The following is a 14,607-nucleotide window of genomic DNA, read 5'->3' as shown; positions in this document are numbered from 1 at the left end:
CCCGCATCGGAGATTTGACGCGTCCTCGGACATCAAAGATGCACCGGGCTGTTGCACGGCTGTAAACTGCGCATCGCAATGACGGCGTAATCCCCGCCCCGACTAAGCAGGGGATAAAAATGCATCGTCAGACCAAACTGCGCCTTCAGCTGCTGCTGGGGACCGCCCTTCTCGCCGCGCCCGTTTCCGCCTTCGCCCAAACCGCGCCGGTCCAGACCGCGCCGACGGCCGCTAGCGCCGAGCCGGCCGGCCTCGACGACATCGTCGTGACCGCGACCAAGCGCGAAACCAACCTGCAAGACACGCCGATTTCGATCTCGGTCGTCAACGCCGAGGCCCTGGCTGATCGCCACGTGCAGAGCTTGATGGACCTGGCCGACGGCAGCGTCCCCAGCCTGCGCATCGCCACCTTCGAGGCCCGTCAGTCCGCCCTGACCATCGGCATCCGCGGCATCGTGCCGAACGACGCCAACCAGCCAGCCCGCGAGCAGGGCGTCGGCGTCTATGTCGACGGCGTCTATCTGGCCCGCCAGCACGGCCTCGCCGCCGCCCTGCTCGACATCGAGCGCGTCGAAGTCCTGAAGGGTCCGCAAGGCACCCTGTTCGGCCGCAACACCGAAGGCGGCGCCCTGTCGCTGGTGACCAAGAAGCCCACGGGCGTGTTCGGCATGCGCGCCATCGCCGGCGTCGGCAATCTGGAGTCCTACAACTCCGAACTGCACGTCGATTTCCCCGCCCTCGGCGACTTCGCCTTCAAGGTCGACGGCATCATTTCCGTCCAGGGCCCGGTGACCGAGAACATCCTGCCGGGCCAGACCGGCTTTGGCGAATATGACCGTCGCGGCCTTCGCTTCCAGACGCGCTGGACGCCCGCCGAAAACTTCACCGCCACCCTGGCGGCGGACATCAGCAAGGACAAGAACACCCCGTTTTACAGCCAGCTGCTGAACTTCAACCCGAACGGCCTGACCGTCGTGCCGTTCACCTCGGCTACGGTTCCCTCGGGCAGCATCCGCGCTTTGTCGCCCCTGGTCCAGGTCGAGGGCTCCAACCGCATGACGCAGGCCGACATCGGCGTGCCTCAGCAGTTCAGCGTCGACGATACGCGCGGCATGGACTTGCACCTGTCGTATCGCCCTACCGACTCGTTGGAAATCCGTTCGATCACGGCCTATCGCGATCTGGACGTCGAACAGTACGACAACATCGCCGGCGCCCACCGTCCGCCGGTCGTCGGTCCGAACGGCCGCTTCAGCCGCTATTCGCTGGCCGGCTTCTGGCAGCATCAGTTCAGCCAGGAACTGCAGGCCGTCGGTTCGCTGGGCGACAGCATCGACTATGTCGGCGGCGTCTTCTACTTCAAGGAAACGGTGTCCGACGACGCCGCCACGCCCTCGACGAACCAGTGGAACGCCGACGGCACGGGCTACACCATTCTGGACCCCACCCCGACGATCCGCGGCTTCCGCTCGCTGGACCGCAAGTCCACCGCACACTCGGAATCCAAGGCCATCTACGGACAAGCCACCTGGACCCCGGCTAGCATGGACGCCCTGCACCTGACGGTCGGCGGCCGCTACACCTGGGACGACAAGGACGGCAAGCTGGAGGTCGTCAACAACGCCCCCACCAACCTGACCTTCAGCTCCAAGGTCGATCGCTTCGACCCGCTGGTCACCCTGGCCTATGACGTCAGCAACAACATCAACGTCTACGGCAAGTATTCGACCGGCTACCGCGCCGGCGGCGCCTCCTCGCGCTCGCTGACCTACCGCTCGTTCGATCCCGAAGAGGTCAAGGCCTACGAAATCGGCCTGAAGAGCGACCTGTTCGACCGTCGCGTCCGCTTCAACGCGGCCGTCTACGCCATGGACCGCACCGACAGCCAGATCGACTTCAGCCTGGTCACCGTCCAGGGCGCCTCGACCCGCAACACGCTGGAAACGATCAACGCCCCGGGCACCACCAAAATCCGCGGCGTGGAGCTGGAGGGTCAGTTCCGGGCGACCGACAACCTGACTCTGTCGGCTTCTTACGCCTATACGGACGCCAAGGTGCCGGACACGGTCAACCCATTCAACGGCCAGGTGCAGCAGGTCTTCATCGCCTATACGCCTGAGAACGCCGGCAGCGTCGCGGCCGACTGGAACTCGCCCTTCATGGGCGCGACCCTGAAGGCGCACATCGACGCCAACTACGCCGATGCGGCCCACAGCTTCGAGCAGTTCGCGATCAAGGCCGACTCGTCCTTCGTCGTGAACGCCCGCGTCGCCATCGCCGACATCACGACCCGCGACGGCGGTCCGCTGCTGGAGGTGGCCCTGTGGTCGCGCAACCTGCTGGACGAGACCTACGTCTATCGCCGCGATCCGTCGAACCGGAACACCCTGGGCGACTACGGCAACTTCAACAATCCGCGCACCTTCGGCATCGAGTTGCGCGCCTCCTACTAAGCGTTCCTCCTGAATGACCGACTGGCCCCCTTCCGCCTTGGCGGGAGGGGGTTTTTCTTCGTCTGCGTGAAGGCTTTGCGACGGCGATATGAAACTTCACCGCAGCCGTCCGGTTTTGCTGGACGACGCGACGATCTGGCGCGATGGCGGCTTTCGGAGACGCCATGAGCAGCCTGATCCTGATCGCCGATGACGCCGCCGAGGGCGTCGAAATCCTGGACGCGGCCCTGCGCCGGGACGGCTTTCGCACCGTCGTCGCCGAGGACGGCCAGCAGGCGGCCGATATGCACGCGTCTTTGAAACCCGATCTCGCCCTGCTCAGCGTCCGCCTGCCCGTGCGCGACGGCTGGGACGTGCTGGGCGAACTGCGTCGACGCGGTGAGACGCCGGTCATCATGGTCGGCGACCGGGACGAGGCCGCCGACAAGCTGCAGGCGCTGCGGATCGGGGCGGACGACTATATCGCCAAGCCGTTCAAGCCGGCCGAGGTCACGGCCTCGATCCAGACCATCCTGCGACGCAGCGGCGGCGGCGGCCGGGCCGCCAAGACCCTTCGCGTCGGTCCGCTGGAGGTGCAGTTGGAAAATTATCTGGCGGCGATCCTGACGCCGTCGGGCAAGCGCCGTCTGGACCTGACCCTGACGGAATTCCGCATTTTGGCCCACATGGCCCGCACGCCCCTGCGCGTCTTCAGCCGCAGCGAGATCATGCAGGCCTGCTTCCCCAATCAGGCGGTTCTGGAACGCACCATCGACAGCCACGTCAGCCATCTGCGCCGCAAGCTGGACGCCGCCGACGCGGCCGGTCTGGTGACCAATGTCCGCGGCGTCGGATACCGGCTCGAAGCCGAGGTCTGATCGCGCCTAGGCCGCTAGGGCATAGACCCTCAGCCGATGGCCGTCCGTATCGCCCGCTACGAAGCTGCGGACCGGCGCGGCGTCCATCGGCGGCGTCAGAATGCGCGCGCCACGATCCCACCAGTCGATATGCGCCTGATCCACCGCCTCGGCGCCCTCCAGCGGGAAGTCGACCTCGCAAACCTCGCGCCGATCGCCGGCACGCCGCAGCAACCCTAGCGCCCGGCCCGACGTCAGCTTGAACAAGGCCCGGTCCGGTCCCGCCATCACCGGCCGACAACCCAGCAGACTGGCATAGAAGCGCGCGCTGACTTCCGGATCCTCAACGGCCAGAAGAATGTCCTCGATCTCGCTCATCAGCCCGGCCCCTTGTGTTTCCAACACTTCGAACCCTAGCCTTCGCTGCTGCCAGTTTCCGTCAGCAGCCGTCGCCCGACCGCGATCTTTCATGCGCCTCGCGCCAGGTCTTCATCAGCGCCTGTCGACGCGTTGGATAACGCGCCTCCATTACCTCCGCCTCGACGATGCGATCGGTGCGGAAACTGCGGAAATCACCGCGCAGTTCGCACCAGGCGATCAGCAATCGCACCCGATCGAAGAAAGCCAGAGCGAACGGCCAGACGACACGCTCCGACGCCGACCCCGCCTCGTCGCGGTAACACAGCTTCAGCCGCCGCTCGGTGCGGATCGCTTTCCTGAGCAAGGCCGGATCGACCCGATCCGCCGGGAATGGCTCGCCTGGCACGACCAGCAGGGCCGACGTGTCCATCTCGTCGCGCAGATCGGGCGGCAACACCGCGGAAATCCGTCCCAGCGCCGCCAGCGCCGCATCGCGCATGCGCGGATCGGGGCGGTCCGCCACCCAACGCGACCCCAGCACCAGGGCCTCGATCTCTTCCGGTGTAAACATCAGCGGCGGCAGCATGAAGCCCGGCTTCAACACATAGCCGACCCCCGCCTCCCCTTCGATCGTCGCCCCTTGCGCCTGCAGGCTGGCGACGTCGCGGTAGAGCGTCCGCAGACTGACGCCCATCTCCTCGGCCAACACCTGCCCGCTCACGGCCGACGATGCCGCCGCAGCACATTCAACAGATCGAGGAGGCGTTCGGAGCGTGACACATTGCGATCCTAGCAGCCCTGCTGCCAGAAAGCGTCAGTAGGAATGGGCCTAGGCCGCTTCCTTGGGCATCAAATCGCCGACTGTCGGCCGGTTCTCCGCGCGGGTCAGGGCGATATCTCTGGGTTTGACGATTTCGCCGCAGCAGCCACACGCGATGCGCGGGGTCAGAGAATGGCCGCAGGTCTTGTGGACCATGTCGATGCCGCTGTCGGCGTCGCCATAGACGTGCTTGTTCCCCCAGCCGTGCAGGGTGACCAGAACGCCGTACAGATCCTTGCCCTTGGCGGTCAGGACATATTCGTTGCGCGGCGGGCGTTCGGAATACAGGCGCGGCTCCAGCACGCCGTGCTGGACCAGGCTTTTGAGCCGTGCGGCCAGGACGTTGCGCGCCACGCCCAGATTGTCCTGCCACTGTTCGAACCGGCTGACCCCGTTGAAGGCGTCGCGAATGACCAGCAGGGTCCAGGGATCGCCGATTACCTCAAGAGTGGCGGCGATGGAGCAGCTTTGGCGGCTGTAGTCGGCGGTGCGTCCCATAGGTGCGAAAGTGACGCCGCGTCAGGCATTTGGCAAGGGTTGCAAATCAGAACGCTCCAGGTCAGTCTTGTTTAGCAACGGACGTGCGCGCCTCCCGGTTCGCCGCGTTGTTCCTTGGACTTTGGCGGGAGATCTTCATCAGGTCTTCCGCCGCTTCTTCGCCTGACGCAGGATTGCGCAATGACGCCGCCCATTTCCCTCGACGCCGCCCTTGCCTTCCAGGTTCTCGATGACGGCGGTTTGTCCGCACGCGTGCCGGGTCATTTCTCGAATGGCCCATCGAGCATGGCGCCGGAGAAGGGCTTTCCGTTCGGCGGGCTGCTGGCGGCCCTGTGCGCCCAATCGATGCGACAGGGACTGGCGCTGACCGCGCCCCTTCGAACCCTGTCGGTCCAATATCTGTCAGCGGCAAGGTTCGGCGAACAGGTCGCCTTTCGCCCTCGCCTGCTGCGGGGCGGCCGCAATGTTCTGTATGCCGCGGTCGAGGCCGAGCAGGACGGGCGAATGACCCACCACGCCACCGGCACCTATGGGCTGGACGCCGCGCAGGCACCGCTGACGCCGTTGCAGGCGTCGCCGCCGCCGCTGGACAGGCTGAACCCGAAGGCCACCATACGCGGGCCGATGTCGCCGCACTTCGCCCAGCATGTCGAGTATCGCTTCGACGGTGGCCCCAACATCCTGGGCGGCAATGAGGGCAAGCCGGTGATCGAGCGCACCTGGATGCGGATGGCCGACGCCCGGCCCTTGGACGAGGTGGGCCTGTGCTACCTGCTGGATGCTCTGTATCCGCCCGCCTGGACCGCGTCCAAGACCCCGGCCGCCATGACCACCGTCGATCTACGCATCGACATCCTGACCGATCCTACGCCGCAGAGCGCGCCGGACGGCTGGGCCTTCTTCGAGTTCAGGATGCTGGACCTCGGCCTGGGCTGGACGGTGGACGAGGCGATCGCCTGGGGCGCTGATGGACCGCCGCTGGCCCTGTCGCGCCAACGCCGCAAGCTGCTGCCGCAACGTCCCGCCTGAAGTCAGCCCTCATTCATCATTATCGACGACTATTCCAAATCTCTGGAGTGTCGCCATGCGTCGTCGAAATCGCCTCGTTTCCGTATCCCAAGTCGTCGTCGTGCTGGGCGGTTGTCTGATGCTGCAGGGCTGCCTTGTCGGCGCCGTCGTCGGCGGGACCGCTGCGGTCGTCGGCGGCACGGCGAAAGCCACCGGCGCGGTCGTCGGCGCCGGCTTTGACGCCGTCACCACCTCGGACGAGGAAACCAAACTGCGTCGCGAGCGTGAACAGCGCGACTATGAACGCGAACAACGCCGCTGCGAACAGCGCCAGCGTCAGGGCAAACGCTGCTAGATCACAGACTTAGAACGCACCGCTCGTTGATCGTCGGCCGCGCCACCTGAATTCGGCAAAGGCCCGGCCATTCGGGTTTCAGCGTCTTGGCGAACCACAGGCACAGGTTTTCCAGACTGGGCAGCTCCAGTCCCTCGTGCTCGTTCAGCATGCCGTGATCCAGCGTCTCGGCCGCCGCCTTCAGCGCGCGGTCCAGCGCGCCCAGGTCCGCGACCCAGCCGTGTTCGACGTCCAGGACCTCGGACCGCACCGTCGCTTCGACCGTGAAGGAATGGCCGTGAACGCGGCGATAGATGCTGCCCTCGGGCTCGTTCGGGAAGTGGTGAGCGGCGTCGAAGGTCGCCTGTTTGGTGATCTCGAAGACAGGCATTAGCGGACGCCGATGTATTTGTGGGTCTGGACGCTTAAGCGCCACTGTGGGTGGGTCAGGCAGTATTCGATGGCGGCGGCGGTATTCTCGACCTGATCCGGCCCGTCCATCGGCTGAAGCCAGAACCGTTCGAAATCCAGATGCTCGAACCGATCCGGCATGGCCTTGGGCTGGGGAAAGACCAGTTTCAGCTCGGCCCCGCGTGCCTGCACCACATCCGCATCAGCCTTTGGACTGATGCAGATCCAGTCGACGCCGTCCGGCGCTGCGATCGTACCGTTCGACTCGATCGCGATCTCGAACCCGCGCGCATGCAGCGCGTCGATCAGCGGGCCATCCAGCTGCAGCAAGGGCTCTCCGCCGGTGCAGACCACCAGTTTCGGATCGCCTTCACGCCCGCGCCACATCGCCGCGACGTGATCGGCCAGCAGGTCCGGCGTGGCGAACTTGCCGCCCCCGTCGCCGTCGACGCCCACGAAGTCGGTGTCGCAGAAGGTACAGACGGCGCTGGCCCGATCCTGCTCGCGCCCGCTCCACAGATTGCAGCCGGCGAACCGCAGGAAGACCGCCGGCCGCCCCGCCTGTCCGCCCTCGCCCTGAACCGTCAGGAACACTTCCTTGGCCGAATAGGTCATCGCTCCGACGCCCATTCGTCATAACCGGCCGCGCGCAGTTCGCAGGCCGGGCAAGACCCGCAGCCATAGCCCCAGGCGTGTCGATGCGTCCGGTCGCCCTGATAGCAGGTGTGGCTATCCTCGATGATCAGTTCGATCAGCGTGTCGCCGCCGATCCTGTCCGCAAGTTCCCAAGTCTGGGCCTTGGTCAAACACATCAGGGGCGTGTCGATGACGACCGGCTTGTCCAGCCCCAGCGACAGCGCCCGCGCCATCGCCTCCATCGTCTCGTGGCGGCAATCCGGATACCCAGAATAATCCGTCTCGCACATGCCGCCGACCAGAACTTCCAGTCCTCGCCGATCCGCCAGCGCCGCGGCTGCGACCAGAAAGATCAGATTGCGGCCCGGCACGAATGTGGTCGGCAGGCCGCGCGCGTCCATTTCAATCTTGCGGTCGGCGGTCAGGGCGCTCTCGGCGATCCGGCCGTATCCGGTCAGGTCCACCACATGGTCATCGCCAAGGCGATCGGTCCACTGCGGCAGGGCCGCCTTCATTCCGTCGCGCACCGCCTGACGCGCCTCCATCTCCACCAGATGGCGCTGGCCATAGTCGAACCCGACCGTCTCCACCCGCTCGAACCGCTCCAGCGCCCAGGCCAGGCAGGTCGCGCTGTCCTGCCCGCCGGAGAACAGAACCAGGGCCGATGTAGGGGTCTTTTCCAGGATGACGCTCATGACGAATCTGCGGTCGGCCGGTCGGCCGCGCGCATGCACAAAGAGATGGAGACCCAGATGGGTCGGGCGGGCCTCATACACCAGACCCCGCCCGTGAGCAAAGAAGGCGGATTTGCGTCTTGGATGACGCCGCTTAACTAATCCGCAAGCGATTTGGGCTTTTACTCAAAATGAGTAGGAGTTCCAGGCAGTATGCCGACCATCGAGACCCTTTCCGAGCGTCCAAAGCCGGTTGCGCCGACGACTCTCGGCTGCGAGGTTCTGGCGCGTTTTGAATGCGAACCAGATACGCTGGTCATTCCCGTGGTCGATGGCGATCGCCCCGTCGGCCTAGTCGAACGCACCGCCTTCCTTCAGAAAATCGCCGCCCGCTTCGGCCACGCCCTTTACGATCTGCGCCCCATCACCTTCGCCATGGACCCCGAGCCGGCCGTGGTCGAGGCCGGCGTCCGCATCGACGCATTTTGCGACATCATGCTGAAGGGCGGTCCGGCCGCCCTGCTGCGCGGATTCATCGTCACGAAGAACGGCGCCTATTGGGGTGTGGGCACCGCCGCCACGCTGTTGCAGGCCGTCAACACGCGTCAGCGCGAGCAGAACGCCGAACTGGCCGAACAGGCCGCGATCCTCAGCGACACCCGCGCCCAGGCCATCGCCGCGGCCCGCGCCAAGAGCCAGTTCCTTGCCATTATGAGCCACGAACTGCGCACGCCGATGAACGGCGTGCTGGCCGTCGCCGAACTGCTTCGTCGCCAGCCGTTGAATACGGCGGCTCAGGCGCACGTCCAGACCATCGTGGACTCGTCCGAGACCCTGCTGCGCATCCTCCAGGACGCCGTCGACCTGTCCAAGGCCGAGGCCGGCGAACTGGAGCTGAAGACCGAGCCGACCGCTCTGCGCGCCGTTATGGACGACATCCAGTCGATGTGGGAGCCGCGCGCCTCGCAGGACGGCGTGACCCTGCTCGTCGGCTATGAAGGCGACACCGAACTGGCGGCCGTCATCGACGGCATGCGCCTGAAGCAGGTGTTCAACAACCTGATCGGCAATGCGCTGAAGTTCGCACGCAACGGCGTGGTCGAGGCGGGCCTCAAGGCTTGGGTCGAGGGCGACCGCATTCGTATGGAAGCCCGCATTCGCGACGACGGCCCGGGCGTCGAGCCGGAACGCGTCGATTCCATCTTCGAACCCTTCGTCCACGGTTCCGGCCCCGACGGCGCCGGCCTGGGCCTGTCGATCTGTCGTCAGGTCATCGACCGGATGGGCGGCCGGATTTGGGCCGAAAACAACAAGGGACGCGGCGCGACCTTCGCCTTCGATCTGACGGCGCCCCGGGCCGTGGTCGAGGCGGAAGCGCAATCGAACGTGTCGGACCTGTCGGGCCTCGACCTGAAATCCGCGCCGCACATCCTGATCGTCGACGACAACGCCACCAACCGCGTCGTCGCCCAGGCGCTGTGCGAGATGTTCGGCTGCAGCTCCGAACTGGCCGAGGACGGCCTGGAGGCGCTTCAGGCCGTTCAGGAAAGCCGCTACGACCTGGTCCTGATGGACATCAAGATGCCCCGGATGGACGGCGTTCAGGCGACGCAGGCCATTCGCGCCCTGCCCGGCGCCGTCGGCCGCGTGCCGATCGTGGCCCTGACCGCGAATGCGGACCCCGAAGACGCCAAACACTATCTCTCGATCGGCATGGCCGCCGTCGTCGAAAAGCCCATCAAGCCCGAACGCCTGCGTATGGCGATGAACGCCGCCATCTCCGCCGCTCACGAAAGCGCACAAGAGCAGGATCAATCCGGTCGCGCCGTCGCCTGATCCTCAGTCCGGACGAACGTCCAGCGCCTCTTCGTCCTCTTCGTCATAGCCGACCAGTCGCAGCGCCCTCGCCTTTTGCCCGTTGATCTCGGCCCAGCGCAGCAAACCCTCCTCGCGGCCGTGGGTGATCCAGATTTCCTCTGGCCGGATCTCGGTGAAGGTCGCGGTCAGTTCGTTCCAGTCAGCATGATCCGACACGACCAAAGGCAGTTCGACGCCGCGCTGGCGCGCCCGCGCCTTCACCCCCATCCACCCTGAAGCGAAGGCCGTGACCGGATCGGCGAACCGACGCGCCCATCGATCCTGGATGGCGGATGGCGGTGCGATAGCGACCTCGCCGCCCAGCGCATTCTTCGGCAGATCACGGGTCGGGGCCAGCGGGCCCAGATCGACCCCTTCCCTCTCGTACAAGGCGTTCAGCCGCTCCAGCGCCCCGTGGACATAGATGGTGCGGTCCCATCCAGCCTCGCGCAGCAGACGGATGATCCGCTGCGCCTTGCCCAGCGCATAGGCGCCAACCAAATGCGCCCGCTCGGGAAACTGCCCCAGCGACCGCACCAGCCGCCCGACTTCCTCCTCCGCCGGCGGATGGCTGAAGACCGGCAGGCCGAACGTCGCCTCCGAGATGAAGACGTGGCAGGGCACAGGCTCGAACGGCGCACAGGTCGGATCGCGGCGGCGCTTATAGTCGCCGGACACGACCATGATCAGCCCCTTCCAGCGCACCTCGACCTGGGCAGAACCCAGCACATGGCCGGCGGGCGCCAATCTGAGATCGACCCCATTGATCGCGGTCGCCTCGCCGTATTCCACCGATTGGGGTTGCAGCGTGAAATCCGCGCCATAACGCTCAGCCATGATCGCCAGGGTTTGGCGCGTCGCGAGCACCGCCCCGTGACCAGCGCGCGCGTGGTCGGCATGGCCGTGCGTGATGACGGCGCGATCCACTGGCCGAACCGGGTCGATGTAGAAATCTCCCGGCGGACAGTAGAGGCCGGCGGGCGTGGGATGCAGCAGGTCTTCGGGGCGGATCATCTTGCGGTAACGCTCTCGACGCCGTCGGGTCGCCGCCCCATAGAGGATGCCCCTGAAAATCGGCGCAACAGGTTCAGTCCGCACGATGCACGAGAGTTTTCTGACCACCATCCTGCCGCAACTGGCCGCCGGCGCCGCCCACACCGGCGCCTTGGGCTTCACCTTCGACGGCCTGCACGATGGCCAGCCCCGTATTCGCGTGCCGTGGCGTGAGGATCTGGTCGGCGATCCCGACAGCGGCGTCTTCGCGGGCGGGCTGGTGACGACCTTGCTGGATCATATTGGCGGCCTGGCTGTGTGGACTGCGATGGACGCCTTCCAGCCCATCGCCACACTGGATTTGCGCGTCGACTACATGCGCGCCGCAAGGCCGCGTCAGGACCTGCTGGCCCAGGGCCTGTGCTACCGTCTGACGCCCAGCATCGCCTTCGTGCGCGCCTGGGCTTTCGAGGACGATCCCGCCGATCCGGTCGCCGCGGCGCAAGCCGCTTATATCCTCAACCAGACCCGCGAGCGGGCGCCCCATGCAAAAGGAGCGGCGGCATGACCGACATCCTGAACCGCATGCCCTACGCTCGCTTTCTTGGCCTTCAGACCTTGGTCAGCGGCGACGAAGTTACCGTCATCATGCCCTTCGACGACAAGCTGATCGGCAATCCGATGCTGCCCGCCCTGCACGGCGGATCGACGGCCGCCCTTCTGGAAATGACGGCGATGGCTCAGGTTGCGCTAAGCTTTCCGGGTCCGCGACTGCCCCGCCCGATCAATGTCACGGTCGCCTATCTGCGCACCGGCAGACCGATCAACGTCTTCGCGCGTGCTCGCATTAGCCGGGCGGGTCGTCGCGTCGCCCATGTGCACGCGGAGGCCTGGCAGGAAGAACGTCAACAGCCTATTGCGTCCCTTACCGCCCACTTCCTGCTGGACAACCAGGACTGATCACCGCGCCCTAGCGCGCTGATTCGCGCCGACTTCTTGCTCTCATTGGGTTTTAACGCCGAGCTTACGGCGGCGCTTCAACGCGCGATTGTTGATATGGTAAAGATTGCTCTACCAAACAGGGTTAAGACGTGATAACCATACGGTTCTTGTAAACCTGTCTTTGAGGGGCTTTCATGGACCGCACTGAAGTCGTCACCAGCGTTGCTGGCGATCTGCATGCTACCGAACTCGCGATCGACGCCGCGATCACCCAGGCGACCACGCTGGTTCAATCCTTCATCGGCGCTCGCGCCGCTCTGTCGCTGTCGCCGGTTTCCGGCACGATGTCGCAAGCTAAGGCCATGGAAACGATCGCCGCCCTCTCGGCCGCGCGTGAATCCATCGTCGCTTGCCACGCCGAACTGCAAAAAGATCACCGCCGCCTTGGCTTCGGCACCTACGCCGCCGGCCCGGTCGCCAAGCCCGACGATTGGCTGGACCCGAAATCGGCCCTGACGCCGACGCACCTGCATCGCGTCGCGTGAATTCTTGGTAAGCTTGGCTTACCGAGATTTCAGTTTGAACTGACTTCGGTCATTATCGCCCCCGTGCATTTCTGCGCGGGGGCGATTTGTCATGCTCAACATCGCTTATGCCATCGTCGGCGCCGTATTCATGGTCGGCATGGCGTTGTTCGCCTTTTTGAAGGGCAACTCGGCCGAGCGGATCGGCGCGGGCGCCTATCTGTTCGCATGGTTTGCAACTATTGTGATGCAGGAGAACAGCGGATTTCGCGGCGTGCCTCTGGGCATGTTCCTGATCGATCTCGTCCTTTTGATCGTCTTCGTAGGCATCAGCTGGCGTTATCGACAGTCGTGGCCCGTGTGGGCCAGCGGCCTGCAACTGATCGCAGTGATGTCCCATGTCATGAGCCTGACCGGACAGCGCGTGATGGTCGGATCGCTTTATACAGTCGTGAACATGATCGGTTATCTGATCATAGGCTGCATCATCATCGGCACATTCTATGCTTGGCAAGAGCGCCGCGCGGCAGCGTTGATAGGTAGAAATTCCTAATATCCGATCGTATGCTGGCGGCGAATCGGTCGCTGGAAGTCCATGCCGCTATCCCACGCCAAGCTTTGGAAGGCCGTCGACGCCCTGGCGCGACGTGAAGGGCTAACGCCGTCCGGCTTGGCGCGCCGCGCCGGTCTGGACGCAACCAGTTTCAATCCGTCAAAGCGCTTCGGGCCAGGCGATCCGCCGCGTCCGCGCTGGCCATCGACCGAGAGCATGACGCTGGTGCTTCAGGCGACGGGCCTGTCGCTGTCGGAGTTTGCGGTGCTGGCAGAGGACGCCCCGGAGGCGCCGGCCAGCGTGCCTTTGCTGGGTCTGGCCAAGGCGGGTCAGGATGGGTTCTTCGACGACGCTGGCCTGCCGGTCGGCGAAGGCTGGGATCAGACCGACCTGCCGCGCGCCAAAGACACCTTGTTCAGCCTTCAGATCACCGGCGATTCGATGTCGCCCCTCTATCGCGAAGGCGACCGCGTCATCGTCGATCAGGAAGCGACGCAGGTGCGGCGGGGCGACCGCGTCGTCGCCCGCCTGACCAGCGGAGAAACCGTGGCCAAGGAGGTCACCAGCCTGACCAGCCGCGCCGTCACCCTGGCCTCGATCAATCCCGACTATCCGCCAAGGGTCGTGCCCCGGCGCGAGATCGAATGGATGGCCCGCATCCTCTGGGTCAGCCAGTAAAGCGCACAGCAAAAACCCCGCCCGGCGAACCGGACGGGGCTTTGGATGCTTAGCGAACTGAATTCAGTTGGCCGTGACGTAGTGGGCGTTCACCCAACCGCCGCCCGCGATCTGCACCCACTCGCCTTGCGAACCGATGGCCGTGAAGGGCTGACCGGCCGACAGCGTGCCGGCTTGTCGATAGTTGGTGCCGGGGCCGCTGCGGATGCGCAGGTTCGACGAAGCACGGTATTGGGCGCCGCTGGAGGCCGAAGCAGCACGGGCGCGCTGCTGGTTGCAGCCGATATAGGAACCGGCGGCGGCGCCAGCGCCCGCACCGACGATGGTGCCGGCCGTACGCTCATTGCGAGCGAGGTTCGAGCCCACCACACCGCCGACCACGGCGCCGATCAGAGCGCCTGCACGTTGGCGACCGCCAGGGGCGTCACAGTTGGTCACGCCGTTGGCCTGGGCCTGGGCGGACATCGGGGCGGCGGTCACCATGGCGGCCAAGGCGGCAGCGGTGGCCAGACCGGTCTTGAAAATCTTGTTCGACATAACTCTTCTCCTGTCAGCGCGTTTGCCGATGAGGGGAGAATGCACGGACGAACCTGAAGGCTCCCGGAGCTTCGCCGTTATTTTCCGTTCATCTTGGCTATGCGCGCGGACTGGCGGCGGGCGACAAATCGTCTGGCGATATCGATGTCGCGTTCGATGAAGTGTCTGCGGCGCACGAACTGGAAATCCAGCACGCGGGCCCACAGATGGAGCATGCGGTCGTTTGTCACGAAAACCGTCACCGCCTCGACGGACGGCGGCGGCCCCCAGGCCTCAGCCAGCTTCGCCAGATGCTGGACCGTGGCGTCGTCGGTCATGGGTTCGCATTCGACGATCCAGTCCCAGCTGCAGAGCTCAGGCCTTTGCTTGATCAGATCGACCGTCGCTTTCAGCACGCGGTCGGCTGACCCGGCCGAGACCAGGTCGAGCATCAGGACCCTGTTCGCCTCGTCGATCTCGTAACGCAACCTCGCCTCCCCAGGCTACGTCCCTT

The 14,607-nt window shown here is 65.3% G+C and carries 19 protein-coding genes; 10 read left to right on the top strand and 9 right to left on the bottom strand.

Annotation, left to right across the window (positions count from 1 at the left end):
* Window positions 1-119: 119 nt before the first annotated feature.
* Window positions 120-2,453: a TonB-dependent receptor gene (locus tag PFY01_RS07005; RefSeq protein WP_271042923.1), complete on the top strand. Its 2,334-nt coding sequence runs from the start codon at window positions 120-122 to the stop codon at window positions 2,451-2,453.
* Window positions 2,454-2,617: 164 nt separating this feature from the next.
* On the top strand, window positions 2,618-3,310 hold the full coding sequence (locus PFY01_RS07000; RefSeq protein WP_271042922.1) for a response regulator: 693 nt from the start codon (window positions 2,618-2,620) through the stop codon (window positions 3,308-3,310).
* A gap of 6 nt (window positions 3,311-3,316) precedes the next feature.
* Here PFY01_RS07000 and PFY01_RS06995 read toward each other — a convergent pair whose 3' ends face one another.
* From PFY01_RS06995 to PFY01_RS06985, 3 genes are all read right to left on the bottom strand, one after another.
* Window positions 3,317-3,667 (bottom strand): VOC family protein, encoded by a 351-nt coding sequence (locus PFY01_RS06995; RefSeq protein WP_271042921.1) that lies wholly within the window; start codon window positions 3,665-3,667, stop codon window positions 3,317-3,319.
* 61 nt (window positions 3,668-3,728) lie between these two features.
* The gene (locus PFY01_RS06990; RefSeq protein ID WP_271042920.1) at window positions 3,729-4,370 is read right to left on the bottom strand and encodes a helix-turn-helix transcriptional regulator; all 642 of its coding nucleotides are present in this window, start codon (window positions 4,368-4,370) and stop codon (window positions 3,729-3,731) included.
* A gap of 108 nt (window positions 4,371-4,478) precedes the next feature.
* A complete protein-coding gene (locus PFY01_RS06985) occupies window positions 4,479-4,967 on the bottom strand; it encodes a winged helix-turn-helix transcriptional regulator (RefSeq protein WP_271042919.1) in 489 nt (162 codons plus the stop codon).
* 180 nt (window positions 4,968-5,147) lie between these two features.
* On the opposite strand from PFY01_RS06985, the gene PFY01_RS06980 reads away from it, so the two are divergent.
* Window positions 5,148-5,996 (top strand): thioesterase family protein, encoded by an 849-nt coding sequence (locus PFY01_RS06980; protein ID WP_271042918.1) that lies wholly within the window; start codon window positions 5,148-5,150, stop codon window positions 5,994-5,996.
* A 55-nt stretch (window positions 5,997-6,051) separates the two neighbouring features.
* On the top strand, window positions 6,052-6,330 hold the full coding sequence (locus PFY01_RS06975) for a hypothetical protein (RefSeq protein WP_017504585.1): 279 nt from the start codon (window positions 6,052-6,054) through the stop codon (window positions 6,328-6,330).
* Between the two features lies 1 nt (window position 6,331).
* On the opposite strand, the gene PFY01_RS06970 is transcribed toward PFY01_RS06975, so the two are convergent.
* Genes PFY01_RS06970 through queC form a run of 3 tightly spaced genes read right to left on the bottom strand, consistent with a single transcriptional unit; the run spans window position 6,332 to window position 8,051 of the window.
* A complete protein-coding gene (locus PFY01_RS06970; RefSeq protein WP_112861642.1) occupies window positions 6,332-6,700 on the bottom strand; it encodes a 6-pyruvoyl trahydropterin synthase family protein in 369 nt (122 codons plus the stop codon).
* Complete coding sequence (gene queE, locus PFY01_RS06965; RefSeq protein ID WP_271042917.1) at window positions 6,700-7,335, bottom strand: 7-carboxy-7-deazaguanine synthase; 636 nt, start codon at window positions 7,333-7,335, stop codon at window positions 6,700-6,702. The genes PFY01_RS06970 and queE overlap by 1 nt, the downstream gene beginning before the upstream one ends.
* Window positions 7,332-8,051 carry a 7-cyano-7-deazaguanine synthase QueC gene (queC, locus tag PFY01_RS06960; RefSeq protein ID WP_271042916.1) on the bottom strand — a complete coding sequence of 240 codons (720 nt, stop codon included), beginning with the start codon at window positions 8,049-8,051 and terminating at the stop codon, window positions 7,332-7,334. The genes queE and queC overlap by 4 nt, the downstream gene beginning before the upstream one ends.
* Before the next feature lie 192 nt (window positions 8,052-8,243).
* Between queC and PFY01_RS06955 the strand changes: the two genes are divergently transcribed.
* Window positions 8,244-9,866, top strand: coding sequence for a response regulator (locus tag PFY01_RS06955; RefSeq protein ID WP_271042915.1), 1,623 nt, complete (start codon window positions 8,244-8,246; stop codon window positions 9,864-9,866).
* Between the two features lie 3 nt (window positions 9,867-9,869).
* Here the strand turns inward: PFY01_RS06955 and PFY01_RS06950 are convergent, their stop codons facing one another.
* A complete protein-coding gene (locus tag PFY01_RS06950) occupies window positions 9,870-10,901 on the bottom strand; it encodes a ligase-associated DNA damage response exonuclease (RefSeq protein WP_271042914.1) in 1,032 nt (343 codons plus the stop codon).
* An 85-nt stretch (window positions 10,902-10,986) separates the two neighbouring features.
* On the opposite strand from PFY01_RS06950, the gene PFY01_RS06945 reads away from it, so the two are divergent.
* The 5 genes from PFY01_RS06945 (at window position 10,987) to PFY01_RS06925 (ending at window position 13,577) form a co-directional block, all read left to right on the top strand.
* Entirely contained in the window at window positions 10,987-11,448 is a 462-nt protein-coding gene (locus PFY01_RS06945; RefSeq protein ID WP_271042913.1) for a PaaI family thioesterase, read from the top strand.
* Window positions 11,445-11,840, top strand: a complete 396-nt coding sequence (locus PFY01_RS06940) for a PaaI family thioesterase (protein WP_091747870.1) — start codon at window positions 11,445-11,447, stop codon at window positions 11,838-11,840. Before PFY01_RS06945 ends, PFY01_RS06940 begins: the two co-directional genes overlap by 4 nt.
* A gap of 176 nt (window positions 11,841-12,016) precedes the next feature.
* A complete protein-coding gene (locus PFY01_RS06935; protein WP_039246411.1) occupies window positions 12,017-12,367 on the top strand; it encodes a hypothetical protein in 351 nt (116 codons plus the stop codon).
* Window positions 12,368-12,458: 91 nt separating this feature from the next.
* Window positions 12,459-12,899 carry a hypothetical protein gene (locus PFY01_RS06930; protein WP_039246410.1) on the top strand — a complete coding sequence of 147 codons (441 nt, stop codon included), beginning with the start codon at window positions 12,459-12,461 and terminating at the stop codon, window positions 12,897-12,899.
* Between the two features lie 42 nt (window positions 12,900-12,941).
* On the top strand, window positions 12,942-13,577 hold the full coding sequence (locus PFY01_RS06925) for a S24 family peptidase (RefSeq protein ID WP_091747875.1): 636 nt from the start codon (window positions 12,942-12,944) through the stop codon (window positions 13,575-13,577).
* Window positions 13,578-13,640: 63 nt separating this feature from the next.
* Here the strand turns inward: PFY01_RS06925 and PFY01_RS06920 are convergent, their stop codons facing one another.
* The gene (locus PFY01_RS06920; protein ID WP_039246408.1) at window positions 13,641-14,114 is read right to left on the bottom strand and encodes an SH3 domain-containing protein; all 474 of its coding nucleotides are present in this window, start codon (window positions 14,112-14,114) and stop codon (window positions 13,641-13,643) included.
* 77 nt (window positions 14,115-14,191) lie between these two features.
* Entirely contained in the window at window positions 14,192-14,581 is a 390-nt protein-coding gene (locus PFY01_RS06915; RefSeq protein ID WP_271042912.1) for a hypothetical protein, read from the bottom strand.
* Window positions 14,582-14,607 lie beyond the last annotated feature (26 nt).

Source organism: Brevundimonas vesicularis, from assembly GCF_027886425.1.
Lineage (GTDB): Bacteria > Pseudomonadota > Alphaproteobacteria > Caulobacterales > Caulobacteraceae > Brevundimonas > Brevundimonas vesicularis_C.
The sequence above is the reverse complement of the archived record's forward strand: the minus strand, read 5'-3'. Positions and strand labels throughout refer to the sequence as shown.

What these genes read in the sequence shown, in the direction of transcription:
- PFY01_RS06980 (WP_271042918.1), top strand. Translation starts at nt 5,148, where the DNA reads ATGACGCCGCCCATTTCCCTCGACGCCGCCCTTGCCTTCCAGGTTCTC.
- PFY01_RS06955 (WP_271042915.1), top strand. Translation starts at nt 8,244, where the DNA reads ATGCCGACCATCGAGACCCTTTCCGAGCGTCCAAAGCCGGTTGCGCCG.
- queC (WP_271042916.1), bottom strand. Translation starts at nt 8,051, where the DNA reads ATGAGCGTCATCCTGGAAAAGACCCCTACATCGGCCCTGGTTCTGTTC.
- PFY01_RS06920 (WP_039246408.1), bottom strand. Translation starts at nt 14,114, where the DNA reads ATGTCGAACAAGATTTTCAAGACCGGTCTGGCCACCGCTGCCGCCTTG.
- PFY01_RS06970 (WP_112861642.1), bottom strand. Translation starts at nt 6,700, where the DNA reads ATGCCTGTCTTCGAGATCACCAAACAGGCGACCTTCGACGCCGCTCAC.
- PFY01_RS06975 (WP_017504585.1), top strand. Translation starts at nt 6,052, where the DNA reads ATGCGTCGTCGAAATCGCCTCGTTTCCGTATCCCAAGTCGTCGTCGTG.
- PFY01_RS06930 (WP_039246410.1), top strand. Translation starts at nt 12,459, where the DNA reads ATGCTCAACATCGCTTATGCCATCGTCGGCGCCGTATTCATGGTCGGC.
- PFY01_RS06950 (WP_271042914.1), bottom strand. Translation starts at nt 10,901, where the DNA reads ATGATCCGCCCCGAAGACCTGCTGCATCCCACGCCCGCCGGCCTCTAC.
- PFY01_RS06940 (WP_091747870.1), top strand. Translation starts at nt 11,445, where the DNA reads ATGACCGACATCCTGAACCGCATGCCCTACGCTCGCTTTCTTGGCCTT.
- PFY01_RS06925 (WP_091747875.1), top strand. Translation starts at nt 12,942, where the DNA reads ATGCCGCTATCCCACGCCAAGCTTTGGAAGGCCGTCGACGCCCTGGCG.
- PFY01_RS07000 (WP_271042922.1), top strand. Translation starts at nt 2,618, where the DNA reads ATGAGCAGCCTGATCCTGATCGCCGATGACGCCGCCGAGGGCGTCGAA.
- PFY01_RS07005 (WP_271042923.1), top strand. Translation starts at nt 120, where the DNA reads ATGCATCGTCAGACCAAACTGCGCCTTCAGCTGCTGCTGGGGACCGCC.
- PFY01_RS06985 (WP_271042919.1), bottom strand. Translation starts at nt 4,967, where the DNA reads ATGGGACGCACCGCCGACTACAGCCGCCAAAGCTGCTCCATCGCCGCC.
- PFY01_RS06935 (WP_039246411.1), top strand. Translation starts at nt 12,017, where the DNA reads ATGGACCGCACTGAAGTCGTCACCAGCGTTGCTGGCGATCTGCATGCT.
- queE (WP_271042917.1), bottom strand. Translation starts at nt 7,335, where the DNA reads ATGACCTATTCGGCCAAGGAAGTGTTCCTGACGGTTCAGGGCGAGGGC.
- PFY01_RS06995 (WP_271042921.1), bottom strand. Translation starts at nt 3,667, where the DNA reads ATGAGCGAGATCGAGGACATTCTTCTGGCCGTTGAGGATCCGGAAGTC.
- PFY01_RS06945 (WP_271042913.1), top strand. Translation starts at nt 10,987, where the DNA reads ATGCACGAGAGTTTTCTGACCACCATCCTGCCGCAACTGGCCGCCGGC.